This window comes from Sorangium sp. So ce296 (assembly GCF_051529605.1).
Classification (GTDB): domain Bacteria; phylum Myxococcota_A; class Polyangia; order Polyangiales; family Polyangiaceae; genus Sorangium; species Sorangium cellulosum_D.
Map to the genome: position 1 here is coordinate 11,341,784 of NZ_CP150325.1, position 23,708 is coordinate 11,365,491.

A 23,708-nucleotide genomic window follows, 5' to 3' on the forward strand; every position below is an offset into this window, starting at 1 on the left:
TCATGTCCGATGAACACGCGCGGAGCGACCGGGATCCGGCCGGTCCGCCGGGGCTTTCGCTGCGCTCGCTCGATCACGATCGCCGCTACGTGCTCGGCTTTCCCCTGCACGTGGCCATCACGCTGTGCGCCGACCGACCCGAGACCTGCGTCCGGCGCCTGCCGCGCCCGAGCTGGGCGGGAAACGCCGGCGCGATCGGCGTCCACCTCGCGCGGGCGGGCACCGGCGAGGAGATCGTGAGGACCGATCCGTCGCCGGTCGCGCTCCCCGAGCACGGCACGCCGGTGTTTCGCCTGTGCCCGGGCGCGTGCAGACGCATGCTCATCGATGTCTCGTCGTTCCTGCCCGCGAGGCTCGAGCCCGGGAATTACACGCTTGCGGTCGTCTACGCGGGGCCGCCGGACCGGGTGGAGAGCGCGCCGGTGCCGATCGAGCTCGCGGCGCCGAGCGCCGAGGAGCAGCGCGAGCTCCTGCGCCTCGCGCCCGAGCTCGCCCGCGTGGGCTCGTGGGGCCGCTGGACGAGCCTCCCCCCGGAGGGCGGCGCGCCGGTCGCGGGCCGCGTGGCGCCGGGCGATCCGCTCCGCTTCAACCGCATCTTGCGAACCCTGATGTACGGGCCGGAGTCGCTCTGCGACGTGGATCCGACCGTGCTCGACGTGCTCGACGGCGTCTATGCGCCGGAGTCCCACGCGCTCCGCGCCGAGCTCTACGCCGCGCGGGGCGACGCGGCGCGGCTCACGGAGCAGGCGCAGCTCATCCGGACCACCTACCCGGGGCTCGCCTGGTGGATCGAGCGGATCGAGGCGGGGGAGAGCGAGATCGGCTTCGTCCGGGCATGCCGGGTGACGCCGCGCGGCGGGTGAGCGCCGGCGCCGCGCCACGCCCGCGCCGGCGCGCGCCCCGAGGCGGGCGCGCCGCGTCCACACGCGGATCACCGAACTGCAACACGACCTTCACCGCCCGCGAGGTACTCCTGTCGGGAAGCAATGGTGACGACGAGGCGACCCATGGCCGGTAGCAGCAGCCGGAGCGCGCGGGCGTGAGCGCGCTCCCCCCCGACACCGTCACGGCGCTCCCGGGCGCCGAGGCCACCGCCGTCGCCTGGCGCACGCAGGGACAGCGGTACATCACGATCATCGTCAAGGCGAGCTTCGCGTTCGCGCCCGGCGCGGCCATGTGGCGGACGGAGCCGCAGGAGATCCTCCGCGCCGAGGTCCATCACGGCAAGAACCCCGCGCGGAGCGTGCGGTTCACCGGCGACCTCGCGCCCTACCTGGGCCGCGCCGACGTCCTCTTCACGGGCGACGCGCACGCCCCCCTCGGCGCGCAGGTCCTGTCCTTGCCGGTGCGGCTCGCGATCTTCGGCGCGAGCGGCTGCGCGCTCGACAAGCGCCTCCTGGTCCGCGACGAGAAGCCGTTCCAGCGGGTGCCGCTCGTCTACGAGAAGGCGGTCCGCGGCGCGAACGGGTGCGACAACCCGTTCGGCGTCGACCCGAGCGAGGGCGAGGCGATCGTCGTCGATCCGCAGGACCCGGCGCGGCCCGCGGGGTTCGGCCCGATCGCGCGCGCCTGGCCCGCGCGCAAGCGGCTGCTCGGCAAGATCCGGCGCGAGGCGCTCGAGGGCCCGAACGCGGAGATCCCCGCGGGCTTCGACTGGTCGTACTTCCAGGCGGCGCCCCCGGACCAGCAGATCGATTTCCTGCGCGGCGACGAGTGGATCGTGCTCGAGAACCTGCACCCGGCCGCGCCGCGGCTGGAGATGCGCCTGCCGAGGGCGCGCGGGGCGGCGCGGATCGAGGGGCTCGCGGCGTCCGGGGGCGAGATCCTGGAGCTCTGCGCCGATACGCTCCGCATCGACGGCGCCGAGCAGCGCTGCACGGTCGTGTGGCGCCAGATCGTGCCCGTCCCCGGCGAGGGCGACCTCACGGCCCTGCGGATCGCCGCCGGCGTCGCGATCGACGGCGAGGAGCTCGCGTGGCCCGAGCGGCGCCCCGGGCGAGCCGGGCGCGTCGAGGCAGCGCATCCGGCCGAGCCCCGGATCGGTCCGGAGGGGACCGTGCTGATCGAGGAGCCGCCCGGCGCCTCCGCGCCGGTCCTCCCGTGGGGCGCGGACCCGGCGCGCACGATCCACCTCTCGGACGACGAGATCGAGATCATCGATCTGCTCCAGGGACCGCAGCAGACGATCGCGCTCTCCGACGAGCTGAGCGCGGCGGCGGTGCGCGCGCCGGCGCTGCCGTTCGAGCCCGCGCCCGCCGCGCCAGCGCCGTCGGGGCCAGGCTGGCCGGGGCTCGCGTCCCCGCAGGGCGACGTCGCCGCCTCGAGCCGGACGATCGCCCTGTCGGACGCGGACGAGGCGCGCGCCAGCGAGCGGCCGGCGACCCCGTTCTTCCTCCAGCCGACGCCGCCGCCGCGCCCCGCGATCGACGCGCCGATCCCCGGCGCCCCGTGGTCCAGCGAGCGCCCTTCGCCGGCGCCCGATCCGTCCTCGGGGCTCATGACCCTCGCGCTGGACGACGAGGTCGCGCCCCCGCGCGTCGAGGTCGCGCCCCTGCGCGTCGAGGCCGTCCTCCCGGCCTCCCCGGCCGTGGGGGGCCTCGGCCGCGAGCCCGAGCCGCCGGCCGCCTCCCGCTTCTTTCACGTCCTCCGGTGCCCGGGCGACCCGCCGCCCTCCGAGCCGCTCCCGCCGCTCGGCGAGGACGACGAGGTGAGCCTCGAGCGGTGCGCGATCGTCGCTGCGGAGCTCGAGGAGCGGCCGATCCCCCGCGCCGACGTGCTCAAGGCGCACGGCCTCTCCGAGGCGCGCTGGCAGGAGGCCGACGGGCGCTGGCGCGAGGCGATGGCGGAAGAGGTCAGGCGCCGCGAGCGAGCGCTCCGCGACCGGTTCGACAAGGCCTATGTCAGCGCGTGGGAAGCCGTCCGCGGCGCCCTGAGCGCGACCGACTACGCCCGGCTGGTCGTCGCGACCGAGCGCAACGGGGTCTCCGCTGCGCTCGGCGAGCGCGCGATCCGGCGCACCGTGTGGGCGCGCATGCGGCGGGTCTGGGCCAGGCGGCTCGCCGACGATCCGCGCCTCCGATCCCGGGTCGAGGCCGAGATCGCGAGCCTTCGCGAGGCGCCGCGGCCGCGCGCGCAGGGCGGCGCGCTGTCGGCCCACGCCCTCTGAGCGCACCGCATCGCGCGCCGTCGCCCTCGCGCCGTCCGGTCCGAGGGCGATCGCGCCCCGGCCCCCACGCCGCGCCCGGCACATGCGCGGCGCGCCGTGCCCCTTGACCGCGGCGCGCGGGGTTCCGAACATCGCTGCTGGTGCAAGCGATGGTTCGTCCATGATCGACGCGTTGACGCTGGGCAGGGAGCTCGCGGGCCGGTACAGCGTGGATGGGCTGCTCGGCGTGGGCTCGATGGGCGCCGTCTTCCGCGCGCGCCACCTCGCGCTGGCGCGGGACGTCGCGATCAAGGTGCTCACGGGGCACGCGGAGCCGAACGCGGGCGAGCGGATGCTGCGCGAGGCGCGCATCTCGGCCCTCATCAAGTCGCCGCACGTGGTGAGCTGCTACGACTTCGGCTTCCTCTCGAGCCGGTCGCCGTTCATGGTGATGGAGTACGTGGGCGGCCCGTCGCTGGCCGCGCGCCTCCAGGGCGGGCCGCTGCCGCTCGACGACCTGCGGCGCTACATGCTCCACGCGGTGCGGGGGATGGCCGCCGCGACGGAGCTCGGCGTGATGCACCGCGACCTGAAGCCGTCGAACATGCTGATCGCGCCGTCCGGAGAGCTGAAGGTCGCCGACTTCGGCCTCGCGCGCCTGACCGCCACGACCGGGCCCACGGCCCTGCGCGAGCAGCCCCTCACGGCGATGGGGACCGTGCTCGGGACGCCGTTCTACATGGCGCCCGAGCAGGCGTGGAGCCCGCAGGAGAGCGACACGCGCGCGGACATCTACAGCTACGGCGCGTCGTTTTACCACGCCGCCACGGGGCAGCGGCCGTTCGAGGAGCAGGAGCTCCTGCCGCTCTTGCTCGCGCACCGGCAGGACATCCCGGCGCGGCCGCGGGCGCTCCGGCCCGAGCTCGACGAGGACGTGCAGGCTGTCCTGGAGCGCTGCCTGGCCAAGGACCCGAAGGACCGCTTCCAGTCGTTCGAGGAGATCGAGGCCGCGCTCCTGGGCGCGCAGAGCACGCGCTGGGGCGATCCGCACGACATGACGCTCCGCGCGTACCTGGAGCAGTACCAGCGCGTCCGCCCCGTCCTCCTGGCGGGCGGCCCGGTCGGGCCGGTGACCTCGTTCCAGTTCCACGGGGACAGGACGCTGTCGATCGTGCGCGCGAACATCGCGTCCGTGTCGGCCGACGCGCTCGTGAGCTCGGACGACGGGCAGCTCACGATGTCCGCCGGCGTGGCGATGGCGCTGAACCACGCGAGCGGCGGCGTGTGCCACCTGGAGACGCGCAAGTACGTGCCCGTGCGCCACGGCGGGGTGGTGGTCAGCTCCGCCGGCAGGCTGAGCGCGCGGTTCGTCTTCCACGCGATCACGCTCGACTGGGATCACGTGGCGACCTACCGGCCGACCCGCGATCTCATCCTGCGGCTCCTCGAAGGGTGCTTTTACCACGGCGACACGATGAAGCTCCGGAGCATGGCGCTGCCCCTGCTCGGGTCCGGGCGGGCGGGCTTCTCACCCGCCGAGTGCCTGGACACGATGGTCGAGTTCCTCGTGAAGGCAATGCTCCTCGGCGGGACCGGGCTCTCGCACGTGACCATCGTGCTCCGGGACGGGCACGCGTTCTGAGGCGCCTCTCGGCCCGGCGGGGCCGCGCGCGGCCCCGCTCGGGGCCGCGCCGACGCCGAAGGCCAGGAGCGCCATGGGGTGCCATTGCCAGTTGTTCTCGGGCGATGTCATCGGTGACCTCGGAGCTCTGTTGCGGCGCGCGCGGCCCCGTGGCCCGGGGCGCTCCGGCGACGCAACGGCGGGTGGATGGATGCCGTTCGCCTGCGAGCCTGTGCACAGGGCCTGCCATGCCGGGCAGCGGGCGCGCCGGCCGGTCCGGCCGCGCCGATCAGCGCTGCGAACCAGGGGAGCGGGCGCCCGCGCGATGACGGAACGCCGCAGGGGCGACGGGCGGGTGAGCCGATCAGGCATCACGCACCGGAGCGGGCTCCGGGCCGCGCGACCGACGTTGGGCTCGGCGAGCGAGCCGTCGTCGTCTCGGTCGCTCAGCGGGCGCCGGCGCCGTTTTGCGGGGCCGCGACGGACAGGCGCAGCGGCCCGATCCCGGGCGCGCCGGCCGTGGTGCCGGCGATGTCGATGACGAGCTCGTCGCCGGACACGAGCGGCCCCACGCCCTGGGGCGTCCCGGTCGCGATCACGTCGCCGGGCTCCAGCGTCATCACCCGGCTGATGTACGCGACCAGCGCGGGCACGCTCCAGACCATCTGCGCGGTCATCCCGTCCTGCCGCACCTGGCCGTTCACGATGGCCCGCACGCGGAGCGCCGCGGGGTCGACCGCCGTCTCGATCCACGGCCCGACCGGGCAGAACGTGTCGAACCCCTTGCCGCGCGTGAACTGGACGTCCTTCCTTTGCAGGTCCCTCGCGGTGATGTCCCCCAGGCAGGTGTAACCGAACACGTGATCCGCCGCCTCCTCCGGCCGCACGGCCTTGCAGCGGCGGCCGATGATCACGCCGAGCTCCGCCTCGTGCTCGACCCGCTGGCTCTCCGGCGGGAGCACGATCGACTGGCCCGGGCCGATCAGCGCCGAGGGCGGCTTGAGGAAGAGCAGCGGCTCGACCGGGACCTCGTTGCCCAGCTCCTGCGCGTGCGCGGCGTAATTGCGCCCCACGCACACGATCTTCGTGGGGGCCACGGGGCAGGCGAGGTCGACGTCGGCCCACGCCACGGCCTCGCCGGTGGTCTTGCCGCCGAGCCAGGGCGGTGCGTCGAGGACGAGCGCGGCCGCGCCCTCGAGGCGGGCGAAGAAGGCCGGGCGATCTTGATCCGGAGGCGAGAGACGGGCGAAGCGCATCGCGCGAGCAAAGCGCGATCCCCGCGTCGCGGCAAGCCCGCGCCCGGCGCAGCGCGCGGTCGCGCCCGCGCCGTCACGTCCGCGTCGTCACGTCCGCGTCGTCACGGAGGCTGCGGCGCGGCGCCCCGCCGCCGCGCGACGAGGCGGGCCTCGTGGCGCCCTTCCTCGAGCCACCCTTCGTCGTAACGGACCACCTCGAGCGCGTCGCCGAGGAGGCCGGGGAGCTCGCCGTCCTCGAGCAGCCAGCGCGCGCTCGGGTGCGCGTGCCGCAGCAGGTTCGACCGCGTCGGATGCACGACGACGAGGTGGCCGCCCGGGGCGAGCTCCGCCGCGCAGGCCCCGAGCCTGCGCTCGAGGAAGTAGAAGATCAGGATCAGGTCCCAGGGCCCGCCGGGCAGCGGATCGCGCTCCACGTCGAGCGCCACCGTGCCCAGCGCGAGCCCCTCGCGCGCCGCGGCGCTCCGCGCGACGCCGAGCCCGACCTCGGAGATGTCGGCCAGCGTCACGTCGAGCCCGCGCCGCGCGAGCCACAGCGCGTGCCGCCCCGCGCCGCCCGCCAGATCGAGCGCGCGTCCGCGGTGGGGCAGGAGCGGATCGAGCGCCGTGAGCACCGCCGAGGGCTCGCCCGGATCGCCGCCGCCCTCGCGGTAGCGGGCGTCCCACCTGATCCGATCGTCGTCCGACACGCTGGCCTCCTGTCCGGTGGAGCGCGCCGCGCGCAGGAGCAGGCCCCCCGCAGGGCAGCGCGCGCACGAGGGCTCCCTCGCGCGGCGCGGAGCCTACCACCGCCCTGTTCGGCGGCGCGAGGGCAGGGCGGGGCGACGGCGGCTGGACGCGCGCGATGACCTGGCCTACCACGCCGGCCGCGCCGCCATGCCCGAGTGCCTGACCCTGGCCCCCACCCCGGATCCCCGCCGCTTCCGCGCGCCCGACGGCGCGCTGCTCTCGCCGCCCGAGGGCTGGGCGTGCCTGCCGCCGGGCGACGCCGGGCTCACCCGCCGGGTGAAGCTCGCGGGCCCCTCCTGGATGGTGGTCGAGAAGCGCGGGAGAAAGACGTTCTCCCGGGGCCTCTGGGCGCCGGCCGCCACCATCGAGGCCGCGCGCGCCGCGCTCGAGGCCGAGCGCAGCACGCCCTCCTACGCGAAGAAGCGCGAGGCGGACGCCCGGCGGCGGGAGCGCGACCAGGAGGCGTACGTGCGCGAGTTCGAGGCCGAGGTCGCGGCGTTCCTCCGGTTCTCGCCGCGCTACGCGGCGCTCGCGCGGGCGCTCGCGACCCGGGTGACGCAGCACGCGACGCCCGTGGGCAGCGGCACGGTCGCCCGCACGGAGCGGATCCCGGTCGCGCGGCGCGCCGAGTCGGCCGTGATCGCGTGGATGCGGCACCAGACGACGGCGTACGACACGATGGCCATCCCGCGCGTGAAGGGGATGCGCCGCGAGGTGCGGCGCGATCTCGCGCAGATCTCGCGCGCGATCCTCGACCTGCACCGCGGCGACGCGCCGCACGCGGCCGCGTCGTGCCCGCTCTGCGGCGCGCTGGCCGGCGCCGGCGCGACGGCGCCCGGCCCGGCCGAGCGGGCCTAGCCCCCTCGGGCGTCGAGCAAGCCCTCGTCGACGAGCCGGGCGCGCAGCCCCGCGGCGCCGTCGAACACGTGCGCGCGCATCCCGGCCGCGGCCGCCGCGTCGCAGTTCTCCGCGCGATCGTCGACGAACAGGCAGTCGCCCGCGTCGACGCCGATGCGGCTCACGAGGCGATCGAAGAACTCGCGCGCCGGCTTGCGCACGCGCAGGTGATGGCTCGAATAGACACCCTCGAACAGGGCGTCGAGCGCGAACGCCTCGCGCAGCTCCTCGACCCACACGGGGTAGTTGCTCGCCACGAACCGGAGCGCGCGGCCCTGGAGCGCCTCGACGATCTCCCGCACGCCGGGCAAGAAGCGATATTCCGCGCGGCGCACGCGGTTGAAGGCGTCGATATCGAACGAGACGCCCTCGGCGCCCTCACGGAAGAACCGGCGGACGAACTCGGCCTCATCGATCTCGCCGCACTCGAACGCGGGCCAGCACGTGGGGTCGCGGTGCCGGGCGACGTCGCCGGGCGCGGCCGCCCGGATCGCCGCGGCGAGCGCCTCGCGGTACGGGTCGTAGAGGACGGTGTCCATCAAATCGAAACAAACCGCGCGGACGGTGCGGACCATACGGACCATACGGTACGAAGCCTAGCACCGGCGAGCGCCCGTGTGAGCGCGCAGGTCACATCGGCTTACAGGTTTGCCGCCACACGGGTGAGTTGCGGTGAGGGCGCCTCAGACGGGCACCGATTGACACCGTATTTTAGAAACCATGTCTCGCAATGGGCAGATTTCTGGCTTATACTATTCATGGGTGGCGAGGTCTCATGAGCGCGGTCCGGCGGCGCGTCGGCTCGTGAGGCACTCATGTGGTGGGTTGCTTCTCTCTACCGGCGCGCGGCGCCGGCACTTGCTTATAAAGGAGTCAGGCCATGAGATTGCCTGCGATGGGCATTGCCTTGTTCGTGGTGGCTGCGGTCGGTGCGGCGTGCGGCGGCTCGGGCGGCGACGATCTCTCTCCGGGCGGCTCGGGCGCCGCGAACGGCTCGGGCGGCGATGACGGCGGCTTCGGCTCAGTCGGCTCAGGGAGCGGTCCGACCTCGGGCAGCGGACAGAATCCGAGCGGCGTCGGCTCGACCGGCGCCGGCGACGCGTGCGCCACGCACAGGGCGAGCGCGGAGCTCCAGCCCGTGTACCTGGCTGTCGCGTTCGACGTCTCGGGCAGCATGGGAGCGAACGATCGGCCCTCGCACAGCAAGGAGCTCAAGTGGGATCCGGTCGTCGCTGCGACCAAGCAGTTCTTCGCGGATCCTGCGTCCGCGGGGCTCACCGCCTCGCTCACCTTCTTCCCCGGCGCGGAGCGGCGGCGGATGTGCTCGGCCAGGACCTACAGCGCGCCTGACGTCGATATGACGCCGCTGCCCTCCGACGCGTTCGCCGAGGCGATCGATGACGTCACGCCGGGGCCCAACGACGACTGGCGCACGGGCACGCCGACGGCGTTCGTGGTCGAGGGGACGATGTCGTTCGTCCAGCAGCAGCGCCGGGAGAATCCCGGTAAGTACGCGCTCGTGCTCGTGACCGACGGCTACCCGCAGCTGTGCGAGGGGTCCGACTCGATCGAGGCCGTCGTCGAGCACGTCGAGGAGGGGCGCCAGGACAACATCCCGACCTACGTGATCGGGGTGGCGAACCCGCCGGACGACAACCCGGGGAACGTGGACAACCTGGCCGAGATCGCCGCGGCCGGCGGCACGGGGGAGGCGTTCATCATCGAGACCGGCAACCCCGACGCGACGGCGACGAGCTTCAGGGCGGCCATCGACCAGATCCGCGGCGCCGCGGTGTCGTGCACGATCGCGATCCCGCCGGCCCCCGAGGGGAGGACGTTCGACAAGCAGCGGGTGCGCGTGACGTACGCGAGCGGACAGGGCGAGCCGAGGGCCCTCGCGTACGATCAGGAGTGCGCGAGCGGCGACGCCTGGCGCTACGACAACCCCGCGAACCCGACGCAGATCGAGCTCTGCGAGGGCGCGTGCAACGCGGTGCAGTCCGATCCCGAGGCGGCCCTGGGCGTCGACTTCACCTGCGAGGACGTGATCGAGATCCCGCTGTGAGCGGCGGCGGGGGCGCCGCCTGGACGGGGCGCGCCCTCGCGCCCCTCAGGGCGCGCAGGCGGCAGGTGGGCTGAAGAGCGCGGCGGCGAGAGCCCGGTAGTCGTCGTGGTGCACGCCGCCGCGGAGATCGCCGCCGAGCTTGTAATAATAGCATCGTGAAGGGGCGATCCCCGCGGCCGTGTACGTCGTGACGTCGCTCGGCATGTTGCCGAAGCCGAAGGAAGGCACGATGCCCGTCCGCGCCTTGAGCCACCCGAGCTCGATCGTTTTGTAGTGGGCGGCCGCGCGGCCAAACGCGCCGGTGACGCCGATGGTGGTGTGGAGGATGCCCGGCGGGAATCCCTGCCTCCTCAGCCACGCTCGCGTGCTCCCCACGAGCCACTCGGGGCGCGCGGTCACGTAGAAGAGGTGAATCCCGCTGTCGGCCAGGGCGCGCATCGCCTCGGCCGCGCCGGGGTGGGCGGCCGGCGGGGCGCCGCCGAAGAGCTCGCCGACGACCGCCACCTCGCTCGAGGTGAGCGTCCCGTCGACGTCGGTGACGGCCACGCGCGCGCCGGGCGGGAGGACCTCGATGAACAGGTCCGCGCTCGTGCCGTCGCCGGCTACGGCGAAGTGGACGCGGTGCCGGCCGACGTCGAGGCGCCGCCCCGCGGTGAGATCGAGATAGACGCGCCCGCCGGTGTCCGGGATGCCCTCCGCGGTCGGGTGCGGGCGATCGTCGCCGCTCGTCCGGAAGGCGCCGAGCCGCTCCCAAGCGCCGCTGCAGCCGCGGAGGAGATAGGCCTCGACGTCCTCGTCCTCGAGATCGTCGTCCTGCGGCCCGTACGCGAATTTCGCGATGGCCCACTGGGGGCCTTCGGGGCGCGCGAAGAGGTCGCGGCCGCGGTGGCGCGGCCACCCGCTCGCGACGAGGCGCGAGCGCGTGTGCCTGAACCCGCGCGGCAAGGCGGCCGGCGGCGGCGCATCGCAGGCCGGGCGGGGCGGGCAGGCGCCGTCCCTGGCCGGCGGCGCGGGCGCAACGGCCGGGCGCGGGGCGCCCGCGCAGGCGACGGACGACAGGACGGCGAGGAGCAGCGGGGCGAGCGGGCCGGGGCGCAAGGCGCGACCACCTATACCGCGGCGGCGGCGCCGCGGCGCGATGGGCTGGCGCGCGACGTACGGGCGCTTCCGGTTCAGGTCCAGAAGCCGGTCGGCTGGCCGAGGAGCGCGGCGCCGGCCTGTCCGAACCACCCCTCCGCCGCGGCGGCGTGCTGAGAGAAGGTGTGGATGTCCCGGAACCGCCGCTGCACGGGCGAGGCGTTCCGGGCGACGCCGCCCCCGCCGGCCTGGTAGCAGGCGTCCACGGACCGGGCCGCCACCTCCGTCACCCAGGCCAGCGCGCTCGAGATCCGCGGCGCCATCGCCGCGGCGGCGCCGGGGTCGTTCACGCACGCGGCCCAGAGCTCGTCCCCCAGGTCGCGCAAGAGGGCGCGGGCGGCGCGCACGCTCGTCTCGGCGCGGCCGAGGTGCACCTGGAACACCGGCGAGTCGGCGAGCAGGGCGCGCGCATACAGCCGCTTCTTGCCCGAGCTCGCGACCGCCACGATGTCGTCGAGCGCGCCCTGGGCGATGCCCACCGCCACGGCGCCCATATGGAGCACGAAGTGCAAGATCGGCGCGACGAACCCCGGGCCCGGCACCGACGGCTGGCCCTGGAAGATATCGAAGCTGCGCTCCGCAGGACAGTACGCCCCTTCCATCATGATGTCGTGGCTGCCCGTGCCGCGCAGGCCCAGCACGGACCAGGTGTCGAGGATGCGCACCTCGCTCGCGGGGAACAGCATGCCCCGCATCTCTGGCATTTCGCTCCCGTCGCCCGCAGGGCGCATCCGGGGGCGGCCGCCGTCGAGGATCACGCAGTTCCCGAACAGCCAGCTGGCGTGCTCGCAGCCGCTCGCGAAGCTCCAGCGCCCGGTGACGCGATAACCGCCCTCGGTCGCGTGGGCCTCGCCCTGCGCGTTGAAGCCGCCGCCGATGATCACGTCCGGCCCGCCCGCGTACACGGCGTCGAAGCGCTCGCGCGACAAGAGCGCGAAGAGGTGCGGGCTCTCCGAGCCGATCATCACCGACCAGCCGGTGGCCCCGTCCGCCCGGGCGAGCGTCTCCAGGACGTCCATCCCCGTGCGCAGGTCCACGTCGTGGCCGCCATGGCTCCTCGGCACGAACATCCGGAAGCAGCCCGCCGCCTTCAGCTGCTCGAGCAGGTCCGCCGGGAGGCGCCGCGCCTCCTCGATCTCCGCGCTCCGGGCGGCGATCGCGGGGGCCAGGTCACGGACGGCATGCAGCACCTTCGCAGCGTCTTCGTTCTTCATCGCTCGCTCCTTGACGTCGAGGGTCGGCGGAGCCGGTGAAGGCTCCGGCAAAACGGCTCATCGTACCTCGGTTCTCTCCGGCGAGGCGCGGACTTTCAGTCCCACCCGCAGGCGGAGCGCGCGTTGATTCGGGCGGGATCGCGCGGGCACCGCGGGCAGGGAGGCCCACACCACGTGCCCGTGGGATCGACCTCACCCCCCCGGAGCTCGGGGGACGCGGGTCAGCGCGGATCGGTCACGCGGCCCATGAACAGCACGGCGCCGGTCGCCACGTCGCGGATCAGGAACGCGAACGGGTGATCCGCGCGGAACACCTGAGGCGGCGCCGGGGCCGCCCGCGTGGACACGACGACGCCCGTCGCCGCGGCGGCCTCGGTCCCTTCCTCGTTGACCTCCACGAACGCCTTGTGCCGGACCTGCGAGAGGAAGAGCGGCTCCGCCCTCGTGATCCCGGAGAAATCGGCCTTCGCCGCGTCGAACGCGAGCGGCATGCCGAGGGCCGCCAGCGCCTTCGAGAGCTCGAACTCCGCGGCCATCTTGAAGCGCGGCAGCGCCACGTCGACCCGCGCCGGCTGGAGCGCCTCCACGTACGCCTTGAGCTGCCCGGCCGAGAGGCGCTGCTCCACCTTGGGTAACCCGTCCGCCTGCGCGGGCAGGATGACGACCATGGCCAGCGGGCGCTCGGGGTCCTGCGCCTCGTAGGCGAGCTCCAGCACCGACGCGTCGTAGACCTGCCCGAAGCGCGCCTTGAGCGTCTTGCGCATCGTCGGCACCGCCGGCGCCGTGCCGGGCTTCACCGTGAACGGCTCGTTCTTTGTCGCCTGCTTGTCGAACGGCGTCGCCCATTTCCCCTTGAAGTAAATCGCGTTCGTGAGGACGAGCCGCGTGAGGGGCGTGATGCTGCCCGCCGGCATCAGGTCTTTGATCTTCGCGTTCGTCTGCTCGTCGACCCATCGGTTGATGCGGCCTCGCGCCTGCTCGCTCCCGCCCTTGAAGTCGACGAGCTCGATCCCCGCCCCGTAGTGCTGCTGGGTGGTGCTCTGGAACGCGGGCTCGACCGGCAGCCCGGCCTGGCCCCACAGCCGGCTCGCGATCCGGAGCTCCGGCGCCTTGGGGCCCGCCTGCGTGAGCTGCTTGGCGAGCCCGCCGAACGCGGGGTGCAGCGCCTCGGGCGGGAGGGTGAACTCGAGCGCCTTCGCCATCTGGGCCGCCGTCTCGCCCCGGGCGCCGGCGTAGGTCATGGCCAGCGCGGTCGAGACGCTCGCCGGCGAGAAGAAGAGCTTGCCTGTCGTGCCGGCGAGCGCGCCATAGAGCCGCTGCGCGAACGCGGCGTTCGCGTCGGCGAAGGCCGCGCCGGGCGGCTGTTCGGCCGGCGGCTGCGCGGCCGGGGCGGGCTGGCCCGGGCCCGGCGCCGGCGCCTCGGCCGCCGGCTTCGGGCCGGGGCAGACGTGCTCCCAGCGGCACACCCCGCCCTCGGCGCGCGCGCACTGCGGGGCGGCGGTGGAGCCGTCGCCGCAGATGCGGGCGATCTTCGCGAGCGGGCCGCAGTCGGCCGGCTGGCACGCAGGTGCGTCCGGGGTCGAAGCGGGCGGCGGGGCGTGGCTCTGGGCCTGGCACCCGAGTCCGAGGAGGCTGCACAGCGCGGCGGCGAACAGGAATCGTTGGGCCATGCCGCTTCGGTACCAGCGCGCAAGGGCGCTGGGAAGCCCGGCCCCGAGGCGACGGCGCCTGCGCCGCTCAGAAGTTGTGGATGAACGTGAACCGGCCAGCGATCTTGTCGTTGAGCTGGCTCTCCTTCTGCGTCTCGTAGCCGAGGTAGAGGAGCAGCTTGTTCCCCGTGCCGTAGTTCAGCCCGATCACGCCGCCGATCTGCAGGCTGGAGAGGCCGGTGTTGTCGATGTCCTCCTCGTTCACGCCGGCCGTGGTCGGGTCGTCCGTGGCGCGCACGATCTCGTTGAGGTCGACCGAGAGCTCGAGGTGCGGGCCGATGCCGAAGTCCTCGGTCGGATAGAAGAGGAGGAAGTCCCGCGAGTAGAGGTAGTTCTGGACGGTCTCGTCGAACATGCTGGAGAACGACCCGAGGATCCACGACTCGAAATAAACCGGCTTCGCGTCGATGTAGGTGAACAGCTGCGGGGCGACCAGCGCCGCCGGCTGCTGCGTCACGAAGTTGAACGCGAAGCCCACCATCGGATTGAGGGTGACCGGACCGAACGTGAAGGCGGGGCCGATGTCGAACTCGGCGGTTCCCAGCGTGGTGAGATAGATGTCGCTCGAGAGGCTGATCGGGCCGAGCTGGTGCGAGGCGCCGGCCCAGACCTGGAGACCGAGGTTGTCCGCGTCGAACCGGAACCAGCTCGGGATCTGGCTCGGCGCCGGCGGCGGCTCTCCGACCGGCTCGGTGGTGCCCGGCGCCGGCGTGGCGGGCGCCGCCTGGCCGCCCGTCGCCGCGTCGCCCGCCGTCGCGGTCGGCTCTACCGGGGGCGCTGTCGCAGGGGGGGCCGCGGGCGCCGCCGCGGCGCCCGGATCAACCGGGGGCGGCGCGGGATCCTGAGCCCAGGCGGCCGGCGACGCGAGCAAGCCCACGACGCACGCGAGCGCCGAGCAACATTTTCCCATAACGTTCTCGATCATTGGAACTGCCTCCTCTGCGCGACATGAGGTGAAAGCAACATGAAACGTGAGAGCAACACGGGGCGTAACGGCAGCGGGATGACAGTAACGTAGTAGAGAGCGCTTAGGCAAAGCCGTTGTGCATGGGAGCGGGCGATCGACGCCGCGCCCGCGCTGCGAGGCGGCGCGCTCGCCGCCCCCCGCCGCGGCCGAGGCGGCGCGCTCGCCGCCGCCCGCGCCTGCCGAACGCAGCAGCCGAGGCGGGGCGCGGCTCGTCCATCGCGCGCGCGGCCGGCGCTGCGGCCAGGGCGCGGGCGATCGCGCGGAGCGCAGCGCGGCCGCTTGGCAGGTGGGCTACATCACGTCCGGGCGCACCGCCGGCCGAGGCGGCGAGCGCTCCGTGCCGCGGGCGCGACGTGCTACGTTCGCGCCGTTAAAAGACCGCTAAACGACCGCTAAACGACCGAACGGAGCGCTCGACATGCTCGATGCACGGTGGTGGCAGCGCGGGATTGTCTACCAGATCTACCCGCGCTCGTTCATGGACTCGAACGGCGACGGCATCGGCGATCTGCGCGGTATCCGGTCGCGCCTCTCGTACCTGGCGTGGCTCGGCGTCGACGCGATCTGGATCTCTCCCATCTATACATCGCCGATGGCCGACTTCGGTTACGACGTGTCGGACTACTGCGGCATCGACCCCCGCTTCGGCACGCTGGACGAGTTCGACGCGCTCGTCCGCGACGCGCACGGCGTGGGCCTCAAGATCATCCTGGATTTCGTGCCGAACCACACCTCGGATCGGCACCCCTGGTTCCTCGAGTCGCGCGCCTCGCGCGAGAGCGCGAAGCGCGGCTGGTACATCTGGCGCGATCCGGCGCCGGGCGGCGGCCCGCCCACGAACTGGCGCAGCGAGTTCGGGGGCCCTGCGTGGGCGTGGGACGCGGCGACAGGCCAGTATTACTACCACGCGTATCTGAAGGAGCAGCCCGACCTCGACTGGCGCAACCCCGAGGTGCGCGACGCGATGCTCTCGGTGATGCGCTTCTGGCTCGATCGCGGCGTGGACGGGTTCCGCGTGGACACGATTCACCATCTCATCAAGGACAGCGAGCTCCGGGACAACCCGCCGAACCCGCACTTTAAGCCCGGCATGCCCCCGCACCGCGAGCTCCTCCGGCTGTACACGACCGATCGACCGGAGGTGCACGAGGCCGTCGCCGCCATGCGCCGCGTGCTCGACGACTACGACGATCGGGTGCTGATCGGCGAGGCCTACCTGCCGTTCGATCGGCTGATGGCCTATTACGGACAGGACCTCTCCGGCATGCACCTGCCCTTCAACTTCCACCTCATCGGCGCGCCCTGGGACGCGCGGGCGATCGCGGAGATCGTGCGCGAGTACGAGGCGGCGCTGCCGGAGGGCGCGTGGCCGAACTGGGTGCTCGGCAACCATGACAAGCCGCGCATCAAGAGCCGCGTCGGCGCCGCCCAGGCGCGCGTCGCCGCGATGCTGCTGCTCACGCTCCGCGGCACCCCGACGCTCTACTACGGCGACGAGATCGGGATGTGCGATGTCCCGATCGCGCCCGGAGAGGTGCAGGACCCGTTCGAGAAGAATGTGCCCGGCCTCGGCGTCGGGCGTGACCCGGAGCGCACGCCCATGCAGTGGGGCGGCGGCGCGGGCTGTGGCTTCACCACCGGCAGGCCGTGGCTGCCGCTCGCGCCCGACGCCGATCGCACCAACGTCGAGGCGCTGCGCGGCGACCCGGGCTCGATCCTCTCGCTCTACCGCGCGCTCATCGCCCTCCGGCGGGCCGAGCCGGCGCTCGCCGTCGGCGCCTATGCGCCGCTCGCCGCGGGCGAGGACGTGCTGGCCTACGCGCGCGAGCACGGGGGCCGGCGGCTCCTCGTCCTGCTCAACCTGTCGTCGCACCCGCGCCGCCTGGCGCTGGCGGCCGGCGCCAGAGGGGCGCGCGTCCTGCTCTCCACCGGGCTCGATCGGGCAGGGGAGCGGCTCGACGAGGCCGCCGAGCTGCGCCCGGACGAGGGGCTGGTCGCCGAGGCCCAGGGCTGAGGGGGCCTGCGCCCGGGGTGACCTAATTCGCCCCGGAGTGATTCACATGAAGGCGGGAAGATCATTGATCTTTTCTTCCCGCCTTCCCGCCTTCATGTTCAAATCCGGCCACCACCTGCGCGCGGGCCCTGCGGCGATGCCTCGGGGCGACGCGCCGCCTCAGAGGGGGATGTACTGGATGCCCGCGGCCGCCCCGAGCGAGGCGGCCGCGGCGGCCCCGACGAGGAGCAGCGTCGTGACCAGGAGCGTCCCTTTGATCTCGTCCGTGACCAGGTCGTCCACGCCCTGGGCGAGCTCGTCCCGCACCTTGACCAGGTCGATGCCGCCCTTCTGGTGGGCCTCGTTCCGGAAGCGCGCCAGCGTCAGCGCCTCGATCGTCTTGAGCAGCTGCGCCTCGATCTTGCGCCGCAAGAGCCCCCGCAGGCCGCCCCCTCGCGGCGCCGCCTGCACCCGGTGGATCACCGCGAGGCGAAGCCGCTTCACCGCCTCGTTGATCGGCACGCCCTCCACCGCCTGCGCCACCCGTCCGCCGCGCGCGCCCGCCTCGGCCTGATCCGAGACGCCGAGCAGCCGCTCGAACACCGCGGTCACGAGCATCCCGCCGAGGCGCTTCGACCGCACGACCTGCAGGATGCCGGCGCCGAGCGCCCGCTTCCACGACAGCGTGAAGCCGACCACGGCAGACAGCACGAGCGCCACGATCGCCGCGAGCGCCCCGCGCAGCGCAGAGCCGTCCTCCGCGATCGCATAGGAGGACCCGGCGAGCACGACGGCCAGGAGCGACATGGTCGCGGCGGTCAGGAAGAACGCGCGGATCGCGGGCCCCAGCGCCGCGGCGACACCTTGCATGAACGGTCGGAGATCCATGATCGCTCACCTCACCACGGCCGCGGTCCGGCGAAAATCCCGAAGGGGGCGGCGAGCTCCGCGATCGCGAGCGGCACGGGGACACGCGGCGCGCGACGCGCGACGCGCGACGCGCGACGCGCGACGCGCGACGTTGGCGCCCGCCGCCGCTCACCGGAGGTAGTCGCGGTAGAACCGATCCCGGAAGTCGAAGAAGCGGGCGAGGGCGGGGTCCTCGGCGATGCTGCGCACCGACGTGCCCGCGAGCTCCGGCTTGAAGAGGTGCTTCGACGGCGGGAACTTCAGCGGATATACGAGGGCCACGGCGGCGACGTCGGCGAGCGACGGCGCGTCGCCGACGAGGTACGCCGAGCCCTCGAGGCGAGCGCAGAGCTCGGCGAGGGTCGCGCGCACGGCGCGCTCCGCGGCGTCGAGCCACCGCTCCACGGCGCCCACCCGCGCCTCGGCCAGCGGGAGGACGGCCGCCAGGGCGCCGAGCCCGGCGTGCGCGAACGGCCCCATCGCGGCGCCCAGCGCGTCCAGGTAGTGCTCCTCGCGGAGGCCGCGGCGCATCAAGCAGAACGGCGCGTACTTCCCGAGCGTGTCGTCGAGGCGCGCCTCCAGGGCGAGGACCTCGCCCCGCTGCTCTGGATCGTCGGGGAGCAGGCGCCGCCCTTCGGGGAAGGTGCGCTCCAGGTAGAGCGCGATCTCGGTGGAGTCCGCGACGACCGCGCCGTCGTGCTCGATCACGGGGAGCTTGCGCTGGCCCGAGAGGCGGTAGATGGCGATCTGCTCGGGACCGGGCTTGTGCTCCTCGATCCGGTACTCGAGCCCCTTGAAGTCGAGGGCAGCCCGGGCCTTCTCGGAGAAGTGACTGAGCGGGAAGCGATGGAGGACGATCGTCATCGCCCTCGATACCACGGGCGGGCGGGGGCGGAGCCGCCGTCGGGCCCGCCCGCGCGCGGCGGCGAGCCCGACGGCGCGGCGCTCCGGCTCAGATCACGCCGAACTTCTTGCCGACCTTCTCGAACGCCTCGAGCGCGTGATCGAGGTGCTTGCGCTCGTGGGTCGCCATGTAGCTCGTGCGGAGGACCTGCTGCTTCGGCGGGACGCCCGGCGTGATGAACGGGTTCACGTAGAGCGAGTAGTCGTCGAGGAGCGACTTCCACATCATGACCGTCTTGAGGTCGTCGCGGATGTAGATCGGGATCACGGCCGTCTCGGTCTTGCCGAGCTCGAAGCCGAGCCGCTGCAGCTCCGTGCGCATGTAGGTGAAGTTCTCGCGGAGCTTCTCCTGGCGCCACGGCTCCTCCTGCATGACCTCGAGCGAGGCCATCGCCGCGGCGACGCAGGGCGGCGCCGCGCTCGCCGCGAAGAGGAAGCTGTAGGCGAAATGCTGAATGTAATCGAGCACCTTGCGCTCGCCGACGAGCCAGCCGCCGATCGAGGCGAGCGACTTCGAGAAGGTGCCGCCGATGAGGTCGACCTCCTTGCCGAGGCCGAAGTGCGCGGCGGTGCCGCGGCCGCCGGGGCCGATGACGCCGAGGGCGTGCGCGTCGTCGACCAGGAGCCGCGCCTTGTGCTTCTTCACCACCTCGACGATCCCGGGCAGGTTCGCGATCTCGCCCTGGGCGCTGAAGACGCCGTCGGTGATGACGAGCGCCCCCTCGGTGTCGGCGATCTCGGAGAGCGCGCTGTCGAGCGCCGCGGGGTCGCTGTGCTTGTAGCGGACCATCCGGGCGCCGGTCGCCTGGGCGAGCCGCACGCCGTCGTAGATCGACGCGTGATCGTCCTTGTCGATGATCGCGACGCTCCGCTTGTTGCTGAGGAGCGCCGAGATCGTCGCGATGTTCACCTGGTAGCCCGTCGTGAACACGAGCCCCGCCTCCTTGCCGTGGTAGGCGGCGAGCTTCTCCTCGAGCTCGTTGTGGAGGCGCATCGAGCCGTTCACGAGCCGCGAGCCGGTCATGCTCGTGCCGTACTTGTCGATGGCGTTCCGCGCGGCCTCCCGCACCTTCGGGTGGGTCGTCAGCCCGAGGTAGTTGTTCGAGCCGAGCATGATCACGGTCCGCCCCTCGAGCTGCGCCTCCGGGCCGTTGTTGAAGTCGAGCGGGCGGAAGAAGGGGTAGACCCCCATGGCGCGGGCGTTGTCCGCGGTCATGAACTTGTACGCCTTCTCGAACACGTCGCGCCCGCCGATCCGCGAAAGCGACGTCCGCGCCGCCATCTGGGTCGCGAGCTGCTGCTCGGCCGCCGCCGCCACGTAGGTGCCCGCGCCGTTCGCGCCGGCGCCGTTCACGGCCGCGCCGTTCGAGCCGACGCCGTTCACGTGCGGGCGGGCGGCGGACCGCTCGGGCGAGGCGCTCGCCGCCTCCTCGACGGCCGACAGCCCCGCGGCGCCCGCGGCGCGCGCAGCGGGCCGCGGCGACGCCGCGCGGGCCGGCGTCGCCCCGTGGACGCCGGCCTCGTCGTCGAGCGCCGGATCGATATTCGGGAGCGCGTGCCCGTTCAGCAGGATGTCCCACGCCTCCGCGGCCCGCTCCCGGGCGGCGCGCAGGCGGTTCTTCGCATCCATGACCCCGGTGGCGAGCCGCATCACGCGATCGTTGCTGACGACTCGGACGACCGTGCTCGACGAGGCGAGCTTCTTTGCTTGGTCGACCAGACGATCCTTCATGCTCATGCCCTGGCTCCTCACGCGATCGGTTAAGGGACGCGGTCCTGCCCGCGAAGGCCGCTCCGGCGTATCACGTCGGGCCGTCCGCGGCCCTGCTCGCTTCCGGTGCGCGTCGCCGCTAAAGCAGCCTGCGCGACCTGCGTCAACGGGTACAGCCCCGCGCGGCCGCCGCGGAGCACGGCGCGCCGCGCAGGCGCATTCCGCGTCGCGCAGCGGCCTTCGCGCGGTGCGCGTCGCCCTTCGCAGAGCCCGCTCGCCGCCCTCCCGGTCGCCCGCGCTCGCGCCCCACGTCCGAGGTCGGCTCCCCGCGGATGACCACACCGCGGCATGCAGCGGCTCCCCGCGGATGACCGCACCGCGGCATGCGGCGGCTCCCCGCGGATGACCGCACCGCGGCATGCGGCGAGATGCAACTCGTTGCGGAGTGATGCGCGCCGGTGTAGGAAAAGTTTTCAGGGTCTATGCGCCGCGTCCTAGTCGTTGACGACGAAGAAAACCTGCGCCTCGTGGTGCGCACGTTCCTCAAGCGGGATGGCTATGAGGTCGAGGCGGTCTCGAGCGGCGAGGAGGCGCTCGCGATGGTCGAGACGTTCGGGCCCGACGTGATCCTCACCGACGTCCGGATGCCCAGGATGGGCGGCCTCGACCTCCTGGCGACGCTCAAGGCGAAGGGGAACGAGGCCACGGTCATCGTGATGAGCGCCTACGGCAACGTCGACATGGCCATCGAGGCGATGAAGGCGGGCGCCTACGACTACATCCAGAAGCCGTTCAAGGCGGAGGAGGTGCTGCTCACGCTCCGCAAGGCCGAGGAGCGGGAGGCGCTCCGCCGCGAGAACCGCGCGCTGCGCCAGGAGATCCGGCGAGAGAACCTGTTCGAGGAGATCCTCGCGAAGAGCCCGCCGATGCAGGCGATCTTCAAGACGATCGCGAAGGTCGCCGACTACAAGACAACGGCGCTGATCACGGGCGAGAGCGGGGTCGGCAAGGAGCTCGTGGCCCGGGCGATCCACCGGAGGTCCGGCCGCCGCGGCGGGCCGTTCGTCGCGGTCAACTGCGGCGCCATCCCGGAGAACCTGCTGGAGAGCGAGCTCTTCGGGTACAAGCGGGGCGCGTTCACCGACGCGGTGAACGACAGGGCGGGGCTGTTCGAGCAGGCGAACCACGGCACGCTGCTGCTCGACGAGATCGGCGAGCTGCCGCTCTCGCTCCAGGTGAAGCTGCTCCGGGTGCTCCAGGAGGAGACGATCCGCCGCCTGGGCGACAACAAGGACATCAAGGTCGACGTCCGCATCCTCGCGGCGACGCACCGCGACCTCCTGGCCGAGACGCAGGCCGGCCGGTTCCGCGAGGACCTCTTCTACCGGATCAACGTGCTCCCGATCGCGATCCCGCCGCTCCGGGAGCGGCGGGAGGACATCCCGATCCTCATGGATCACTTCCTCGCGAGGAACAACGCGCGGTTCGGCATCAACATCCGCGGCTTCGAGCCCGAGGCGCGGCGGCTGCTCCTGGAGTACCGGTGGCCGGGCAACGTGAGGGAGCTGGAGAACACCGTCGAGCGCGCCATGGTGCTCTGCGAGGGCGAGCGCATCGGCGAGGCCGACCTGCCCGAGCGGATCCGCGAGGCGCGCGACCCGATCCAGATGCAGCTGACGAGCGGCGAGCTGTCGATCAAGAAGACCTCGCGCGTCATCGAGGAGATCCTCATCCGGCGCGCGCTCCAGAAGACGAAGGGCAACCGGACCAAGGCCGCCGAGGTGCTGGAGATCAGCCACCGGGCGCTGCTCTACAAGATCAAGGACTACCGGATCGATCTGTGACGGCGGCGACCCGCCTGGAATCGCATGGAGGCGCCGCAGACGCCGCGGCGCCGCGGGCGATCTCCCGGATCCGGCCGAGTCGAAGCTCGGTATTTCTTCCGATGTCGGCGAGGAGCTCCTGCCGATCTCCGGATGGCGACATCCCCGGGGCGGGCGGCGCAACACGCCCTTGCGCCCGTCGCCTCAGGCGGCTACGCCGTCGCGCTCGCCCCTATGAAGAAGAATTACGTTCTCGACGCGAACGTCCTGCTCCACGATCCCCACGCGATCTTCAAGTTCGAGGACAACGACGTCATCATCCCGATCTACGCGATCGAGGAGATCGATCAGTTCAAGCGGGAGGGCTCGGAGCGCGGGCGCAACGCGAGGACCATCGCCCGGCTGCTCGACGAGGTCCGCGGCGCCGGCACGCTGGCGACCGGTGTGCTCCTGGAGAGCGGCGGCACCCTGCGGATCGCGATCCCGGAGCGGCGGCCGGAGCTGCTCGTGGGGCTGGAGTCGGGCTCGCAGGACAGCGCCATCCTGCAGACGGCGATCGACATCCGCGACCGGCACAAGGACCGGCCGACCATCTTCGTGACCATGGACACGAACCTCCGGATCCGCGCCGACGCGCTCGGGATCCCGGCGGAGACGTACGAGAACCAGCGGGTGCACGATCCGGCCATCGAGCAGTCGGTGGTGGAGCTCGAGGTGCCCGGCGCCGAGGTCGACGCGTTCTTCCAGAACGGCTTCCTCGCCGGCGCCAACCTCGCGGATTTATTGCCGAATTCGGCGGTTCTCCTCCGCGACGCGGGGGCGCCGAGCCACACGGCGCTCGGGCGCTTCGACGCGGCGCGCGGGCAGATCGTCGCGCTCCGCGTCGGGCGGGAGGGGGTGATGGGGGTCCGGCCGCGCAACAAGGAGCAGGCCTTCGCGCTCGACCTCCTGCTCGACGATTCCGTCCGGCTGATCACGCTCATCGGCAAGGCGGGGACGGGCAAGACGCTCCTGGCGCTCGCGGCGGCGCTCAAGCGGACGACGGAGGACAACGCCTACAGCCGGCTGCTCGTGAGCCGGCCGATCATGCCGCTCGGGCGCGATCTGGGCTTCCTTCCGGGCGACGTGGACGAGAAGCTGAACCCGTGGATGCAGCCGATCTTCGACAACCTCGAGTTCCTGTTCTCGAACGGCGGCGCGAAGCCGGGGCGCGACGCGCGCGGCTTCGTGGAGCTCCTGGAGAGCGGGCGCATCCAGGTCGAGCCGCTGACCTACATCCGCGGGCGCAGCCTGCCGCACCAGTACCTCATCGTGGACGAGGCCCAGAACCTCACCCCGCACGAGGTGAAGACGATCATCACCCGGTGCGGCGAGGGGACCAAGATCGTGCTGACGGGCGATCCGCAGCAGATCGACAACCCGTACGTGGATCACGCGTCGAACGGCCTGCTCGTGGTGGCGGAGCGGTTCCGGCGCGAGCGCATCGCGGGGCACGTGGTGCTCGCCAAGGGCGAGCGCAGCGAGCTCGCGGAGCTCGCGGCGAACCTGCTCTGACGCGCGCGGCGGGGGGCGCGCGGCGCGCTCACGGGGCGAGCAGGACGGGAGCCAGCGGCGTGGGGGCGGGCAGGACGG

The 23,708-nt window shown here is 72.9% G+C and carries 18 protein-coding genes; 8 read left to right on the forward strand and 10 right to left on the reverse strand.

The window, feature by feature from the left end; genetic code table 11:
* Positions 1-2 precede the first annotated feature (2 nt).
* The 3 genes from WME98_RS41945 (at position 3) to WME98_RS41955 (ending at position 4,787) form a co-directional block, all read left to right on the forward strand.
* Positions 3-863 carry a hypothetical protein gene (locus WME98_RS41945; protein WP_437947261.1) on the forward strand — a complete coding sequence of 287 codons (861 nt, stop codon included), beginning with the start codon at positions 3-5 and terminating at the stop codon, positions 861-863.
* Between the two features lie 176 nt (positions 864-1,039).
* A complete protein-coding gene (locus WME98_RS41950) occupies positions 1,040-3,166 on the forward strand; it encodes a DUF2169 domain-containing protein (protein WP_437947262.1) in 2,127 nt (708 codons plus the stop codon).
* 160 nt (positions 3,167-3,326) lie between these two features.
* Positions 3,327-4,787 carry a serine/threonine-protein kinase gene (locus WME98_RS41955; RefSeq protein WP_437947263.1) on the forward strand — a complete coding sequence of 487 codons (1,461 nt, stop codon included), beginning with the start codon at positions 3,327-3,329 and terminating at the stop codon, positions 4,785-4,787.
* 425 nt (positions 4,788-5,212) lie between these two features.
* Here the strand turns inward: WME98_RS41955 and WME98_RS41960 are convergent, their stop codons facing one another.
* Complete coding sequence (locus tag WME98_RS41960) at positions 5,213-6,022, reverse strand: fumarylacetoacetate hydrolase family protein (RefSeq protein WP_437947264.1); 810 nt, start codon at positions 6,020-6,022, stop codon at positions 5,213-5,215.
* A 101-nt stretch (positions 6,023-6,123) separates the two neighbouring features.
* Positions 6,124-6,708 (reverse strand): class I SAM-dependent methyltransferase, encoded by a 585-nt coding sequence (locus WME98_RS41965; RefSeq protein ID WP_437947265.1) that lies wholly within the window; start codon positions 6,706-6,708, stop codon positions 6,124-6,126.
* A 187-nt stretch (positions 6,709-6,895) separates the two neighbouring features.
* Here WME98_RS41965 and WME98_RS41970 point away from each other — a divergent pair, with 187 nt between their 5' ends.
* The gene (locus WME98_RS41970; protein ID WP_437941228.1) at positions 6,896-7,606 is read left to right on the forward strand and encodes a DUF2293 domain-containing protein; all 711 of its coding nucleotides are present in this window, start codon (positions 6,896-6,898) and stop codon (positions 7,604-7,606) included.
* On the opposite strand, the gene WME98_RS41975 is transcribed toward WME98_RS41970, so the two are convergent.
* Positions 7,603-8,184, reverse strand: coding sequence for an HAD family hydrolase (locus WME98_RS41975; protein ID WP_061624042.1), 582 nt, complete (start codon positions 8,182-8,184; stop codon positions 7,603-7,605). The two genes, WME98_RS41970 and WME98_RS41975, sit on opposite strands and share 4 nt — an antisense overlap.
* Before the next feature lie 341 nt (positions 8,185-8,525).
* Here WME98_RS41975 and WME98_RS41980 point away from each other — a divergent pair, with 341 nt between their 5' ends.
* Positions 8,526-9,710: a VWA domain-containing protein gene (locus WME98_RS41980; protein WP_437947266.1), complete on the forward strand. Its 1,185-nt coding sequence runs from the start codon at positions 8,526-8,528 to the stop codon at positions 9,708-9,710.
* Positions 9,711-9,755: 45 nt separating this feature from the next.
* Here WME98_RS41980 and WME98_RS41985 read toward each other — a convergent pair whose 3' ends face one another.
* The 4 genes from WME98_RS41985 to WME98_RS42000 all read right to left on the reverse strand — a co-directional run bounded on the left by WME98_RS41985 (position 9,756) and on the right by WME98_RS42000 (position 14,695).
* Positions 9,756-10,808 carry an LNS2 domain-containing protein gene (locus tag WME98_RS41985; protein ID WP_437947267.1) on the reverse strand — a complete coding sequence of 351 codons (1,053 nt, stop codon included), beginning with the start codon at positions 10,806-10,808 and terminating at the stop codon, positions 9,756-9,758.
* Positions 10,809-10,882: 74 nt separating this feature from the next.
* Positions 10,883-12,061, reverse strand: a complete 1,179-nt coding sequence (locus WME98_RS41990) for an acyl-CoA dehydrogenase family protein (RefSeq protein ID WP_437947269.1) — start codon at positions 12,059-12,061, stop codon at positions 10,883-10,885.
* A gap of 221 nt (positions 12,062-12,282) precedes the next feature.
* On the reverse strand, positions 12,283-13,731 hold the full coding sequence (locus tag WME98_RS41995; protein WP_437947270.1) for a serpin family protein: 1,449 nt from the start codon (positions 13,729-13,731) through the stop codon (positions 12,283-12,285).
* A 67-nt stretch (positions 13,732-13,798) separates the two neighbouring features.
* Positions 13,799-14,695 carry a hypothetical protein gene (locus WME98_RS42000; RefSeq protein ID WP_437947271.1) on the reverse strand — a complete coding sequence of 299 codons (897 nt, stop codon included), beginning with the start codon at positions 14,693-14,695 and terminating at the stop codon, positions 13,799-13,801.
* A gap of 460 nt (positions 14,696-15,155) precedes the next feature.
* On the opposite strand from WME98_RS42000, the gene WME98_RS42005 reads away from it, so the two are divergent.
* Positions 15,156-16,751, forward strand: coding sequence for an alpha-amylase family glycosyl hydrolase (locus WME98_RS42005; protein ID WP_437947272.1), 1,596 nt, complete (start codon positions 15,156-15,158; stop codon positions 16,749-16,751).
* Positions 16,752-16,910: 159 nt separating this feature from the next.
* Here WME98_RS42005 and WME98_RS42010 read toward each other — a convergent pair whose 3' ends face one another.
* The 3 genes from WME98_RS42010 to WME98_RS42020 all read right to left on the reverse strand — a co-directional run bounded on the left by WME98_RS42010 (position 16,911) and on the right by WME98_RS42020 (position 20,280).
* Positions 16,911-17,618 carry a hypothetical protein gene (locus WME98_RS42010; RefSeq protein ID WP_437947273.1) on the reverse strand — a complete coding sequence of 236 codons (708 nt, stop codon included), beginning with the start codon at positions 17,616-17,618 and terminating at the stop codon, positions 16,911-16,913.
* Positions 17,619-17,768: 150 nt separating this feature from the next.
* Positions 17,769-18,503 carry a glutathione S-transferase family protein gene (locus WME98_RS42015; protein WP_061621806.1) on the reverse strand — a complete coding sequence of 245 codons (735 nt, stop codon included), beginning with the start codon at positions 18,501-18,503 and terminating at the stop codon, positions 17,769-17,771.
* An 88-nt stretch (positions 18,504-18,591) separates the two neighbouring features.
* Positions 18,592-20,280: an aminotransferase class I/II-fold pyridoxal phosphate-dependent enzyme gene (locus tag WME98_RS42020; RefSeq protein ID WP_437947274.1), complete on the reverse strand. Its 1,689-nt coding sequence runs from the start codon at positions 20,278-20,280 to the stop codon at positions 18,592-18,594.
* Positions 20,281-20,735: 455 nt separating this feature from the next.
* Here WME98_RS42020 and WME98_RS42025 point away from each other — a divergent pair, with 455 nt between their 5' ends.
* Complete coding sequence (locus WME98_RS42025; RefSeq protein ID WP_020735460.1) at positions 20,736-22,097, forward strand: sigma-54-dependent transcriptional regulator; 1,362 nt, start codon at positions 20,736-20,738, stop codon at positions 22,095-22,097.
* 213 nt (positions 22,098-22,310) lie between these two features.
* On the forward strand, positions 22,311-23,630 hold the full coding sequence (locus tag WME98_RS42030) for a PhoH family protein (protein ID WP_061623042.1): 1,320 nt from the start codon (positions 22,311-22,313) through the stop codon (positions 23,628-23,630).
* Positions 23,631-23,708: the final 78 nt, after the last annotated feature.

Bases quoted from the DNA above. Each gene is read 5' to 3' on its own strand.
- WME98_RS41945 (WP_437947261.1), top strand. From the start codon at position 3: ATGTCCGATGAACACGCGCGGAGCGACCGGGATCCGGCCGGTCCGCCG.
- WME98_RS41955 (WP_437947263.1), top strand. From the start codon at position 3,327: ATGATCGACGCGTTGACGCTGGGCAGGGAGCTCGCGGGCCGGTACAGC.
- WME98_RS41960 (WP_437947264.1), bottom strand. From the start codon at position 6,022: ATGCGCTTCGCCCGTCTCTCGCCTCCGGATCAAGATCGCCCGGCCTTC.
- WME98_RS41970 (WP_437941228.1), top strand. From the start codon at position 6,896: ATGCCCGAGTGCCTGACCCTGGCCCCCACCCCGGATCCCCGCCGCTTC.
- WME98_RS41975 (WP_061624042.1), bottom strand. From the start codon at position 8,184: ATGGACACCGTCCTCTACGACCCGTACCGCGAGGCGCTCGCCGCGGCG.
- WME98_RS41980 (WP_437947266.1), top strand. From the start codon at position 8,526: ATGAGATTGCCTGCGATGGGCATTGCCTTGTTCGTGGTGGCTGCGGTC.
- WME98_RS41990 (WP_437947269.1), bottom strand. From the start codon at position 12,061: ATGAAGAACGAAGACGCTGCGAAGGTGCTGCATGCCGTCCGTGACCTG.
- WME98_RS41995 (WP_437947270.1), bottom strand. From the start codon at position 13,731: ATGGCCCAACGATTCCTGTTCGCCGCCGCGCTGTGCAGCCTCCTCGGA.
- WME98_RS42000 (WP_437947271.1), bottom strand. From the start codon at position 14,695: ATGATCGAGAACGTTATGGGAAAATGTTGCTCGGCGCTCGCGTGCGTC.
- WME98_RS42005 (WP_437947272.1), top strand. From the start codon at position 15,156: ATGCTCGATGCACGGTGGTGGCAGCGCGGGATTGTCTACCAGATCTAC.
- WME98_RS42010 (WP_437947273.1), bottom strand. From the start codon at position 17,618: ATGGATCTCCGACCGTTCATGCAAGGTGTCGCCGCGGCGCTGGGGCCC.
- WME98_RS42015 (WP_061621806.1), bottom strand. From the start codon at position 18,503: ATGACGATCGTCCTCCATCGCTTCCCGCTCAGTCACTTCTCCGAGAAG.
- WME98_RS42020 (WP_437947274.1), bottom strand. From the start codon at position 20,280: ATGAGCATGAAGGATCGTCTGGTCGACCAAGCAAAGAAGCTCGCCTCG.
- WME98_RS42025 (WP_020735460.1), top strand. From the start codon at position 20,736: ATGCGCCGCGTCCTAGTCGTTGACGACGAAGAAAACCTGCGCCTCGTG.
- WME98_RS42030 (WP_061623042.1), top strand. From the start codon at position 22,311: ATGAAGAAGAATTACGTTCTCGACGCGAACGTCCTGCTCCACGATCCC.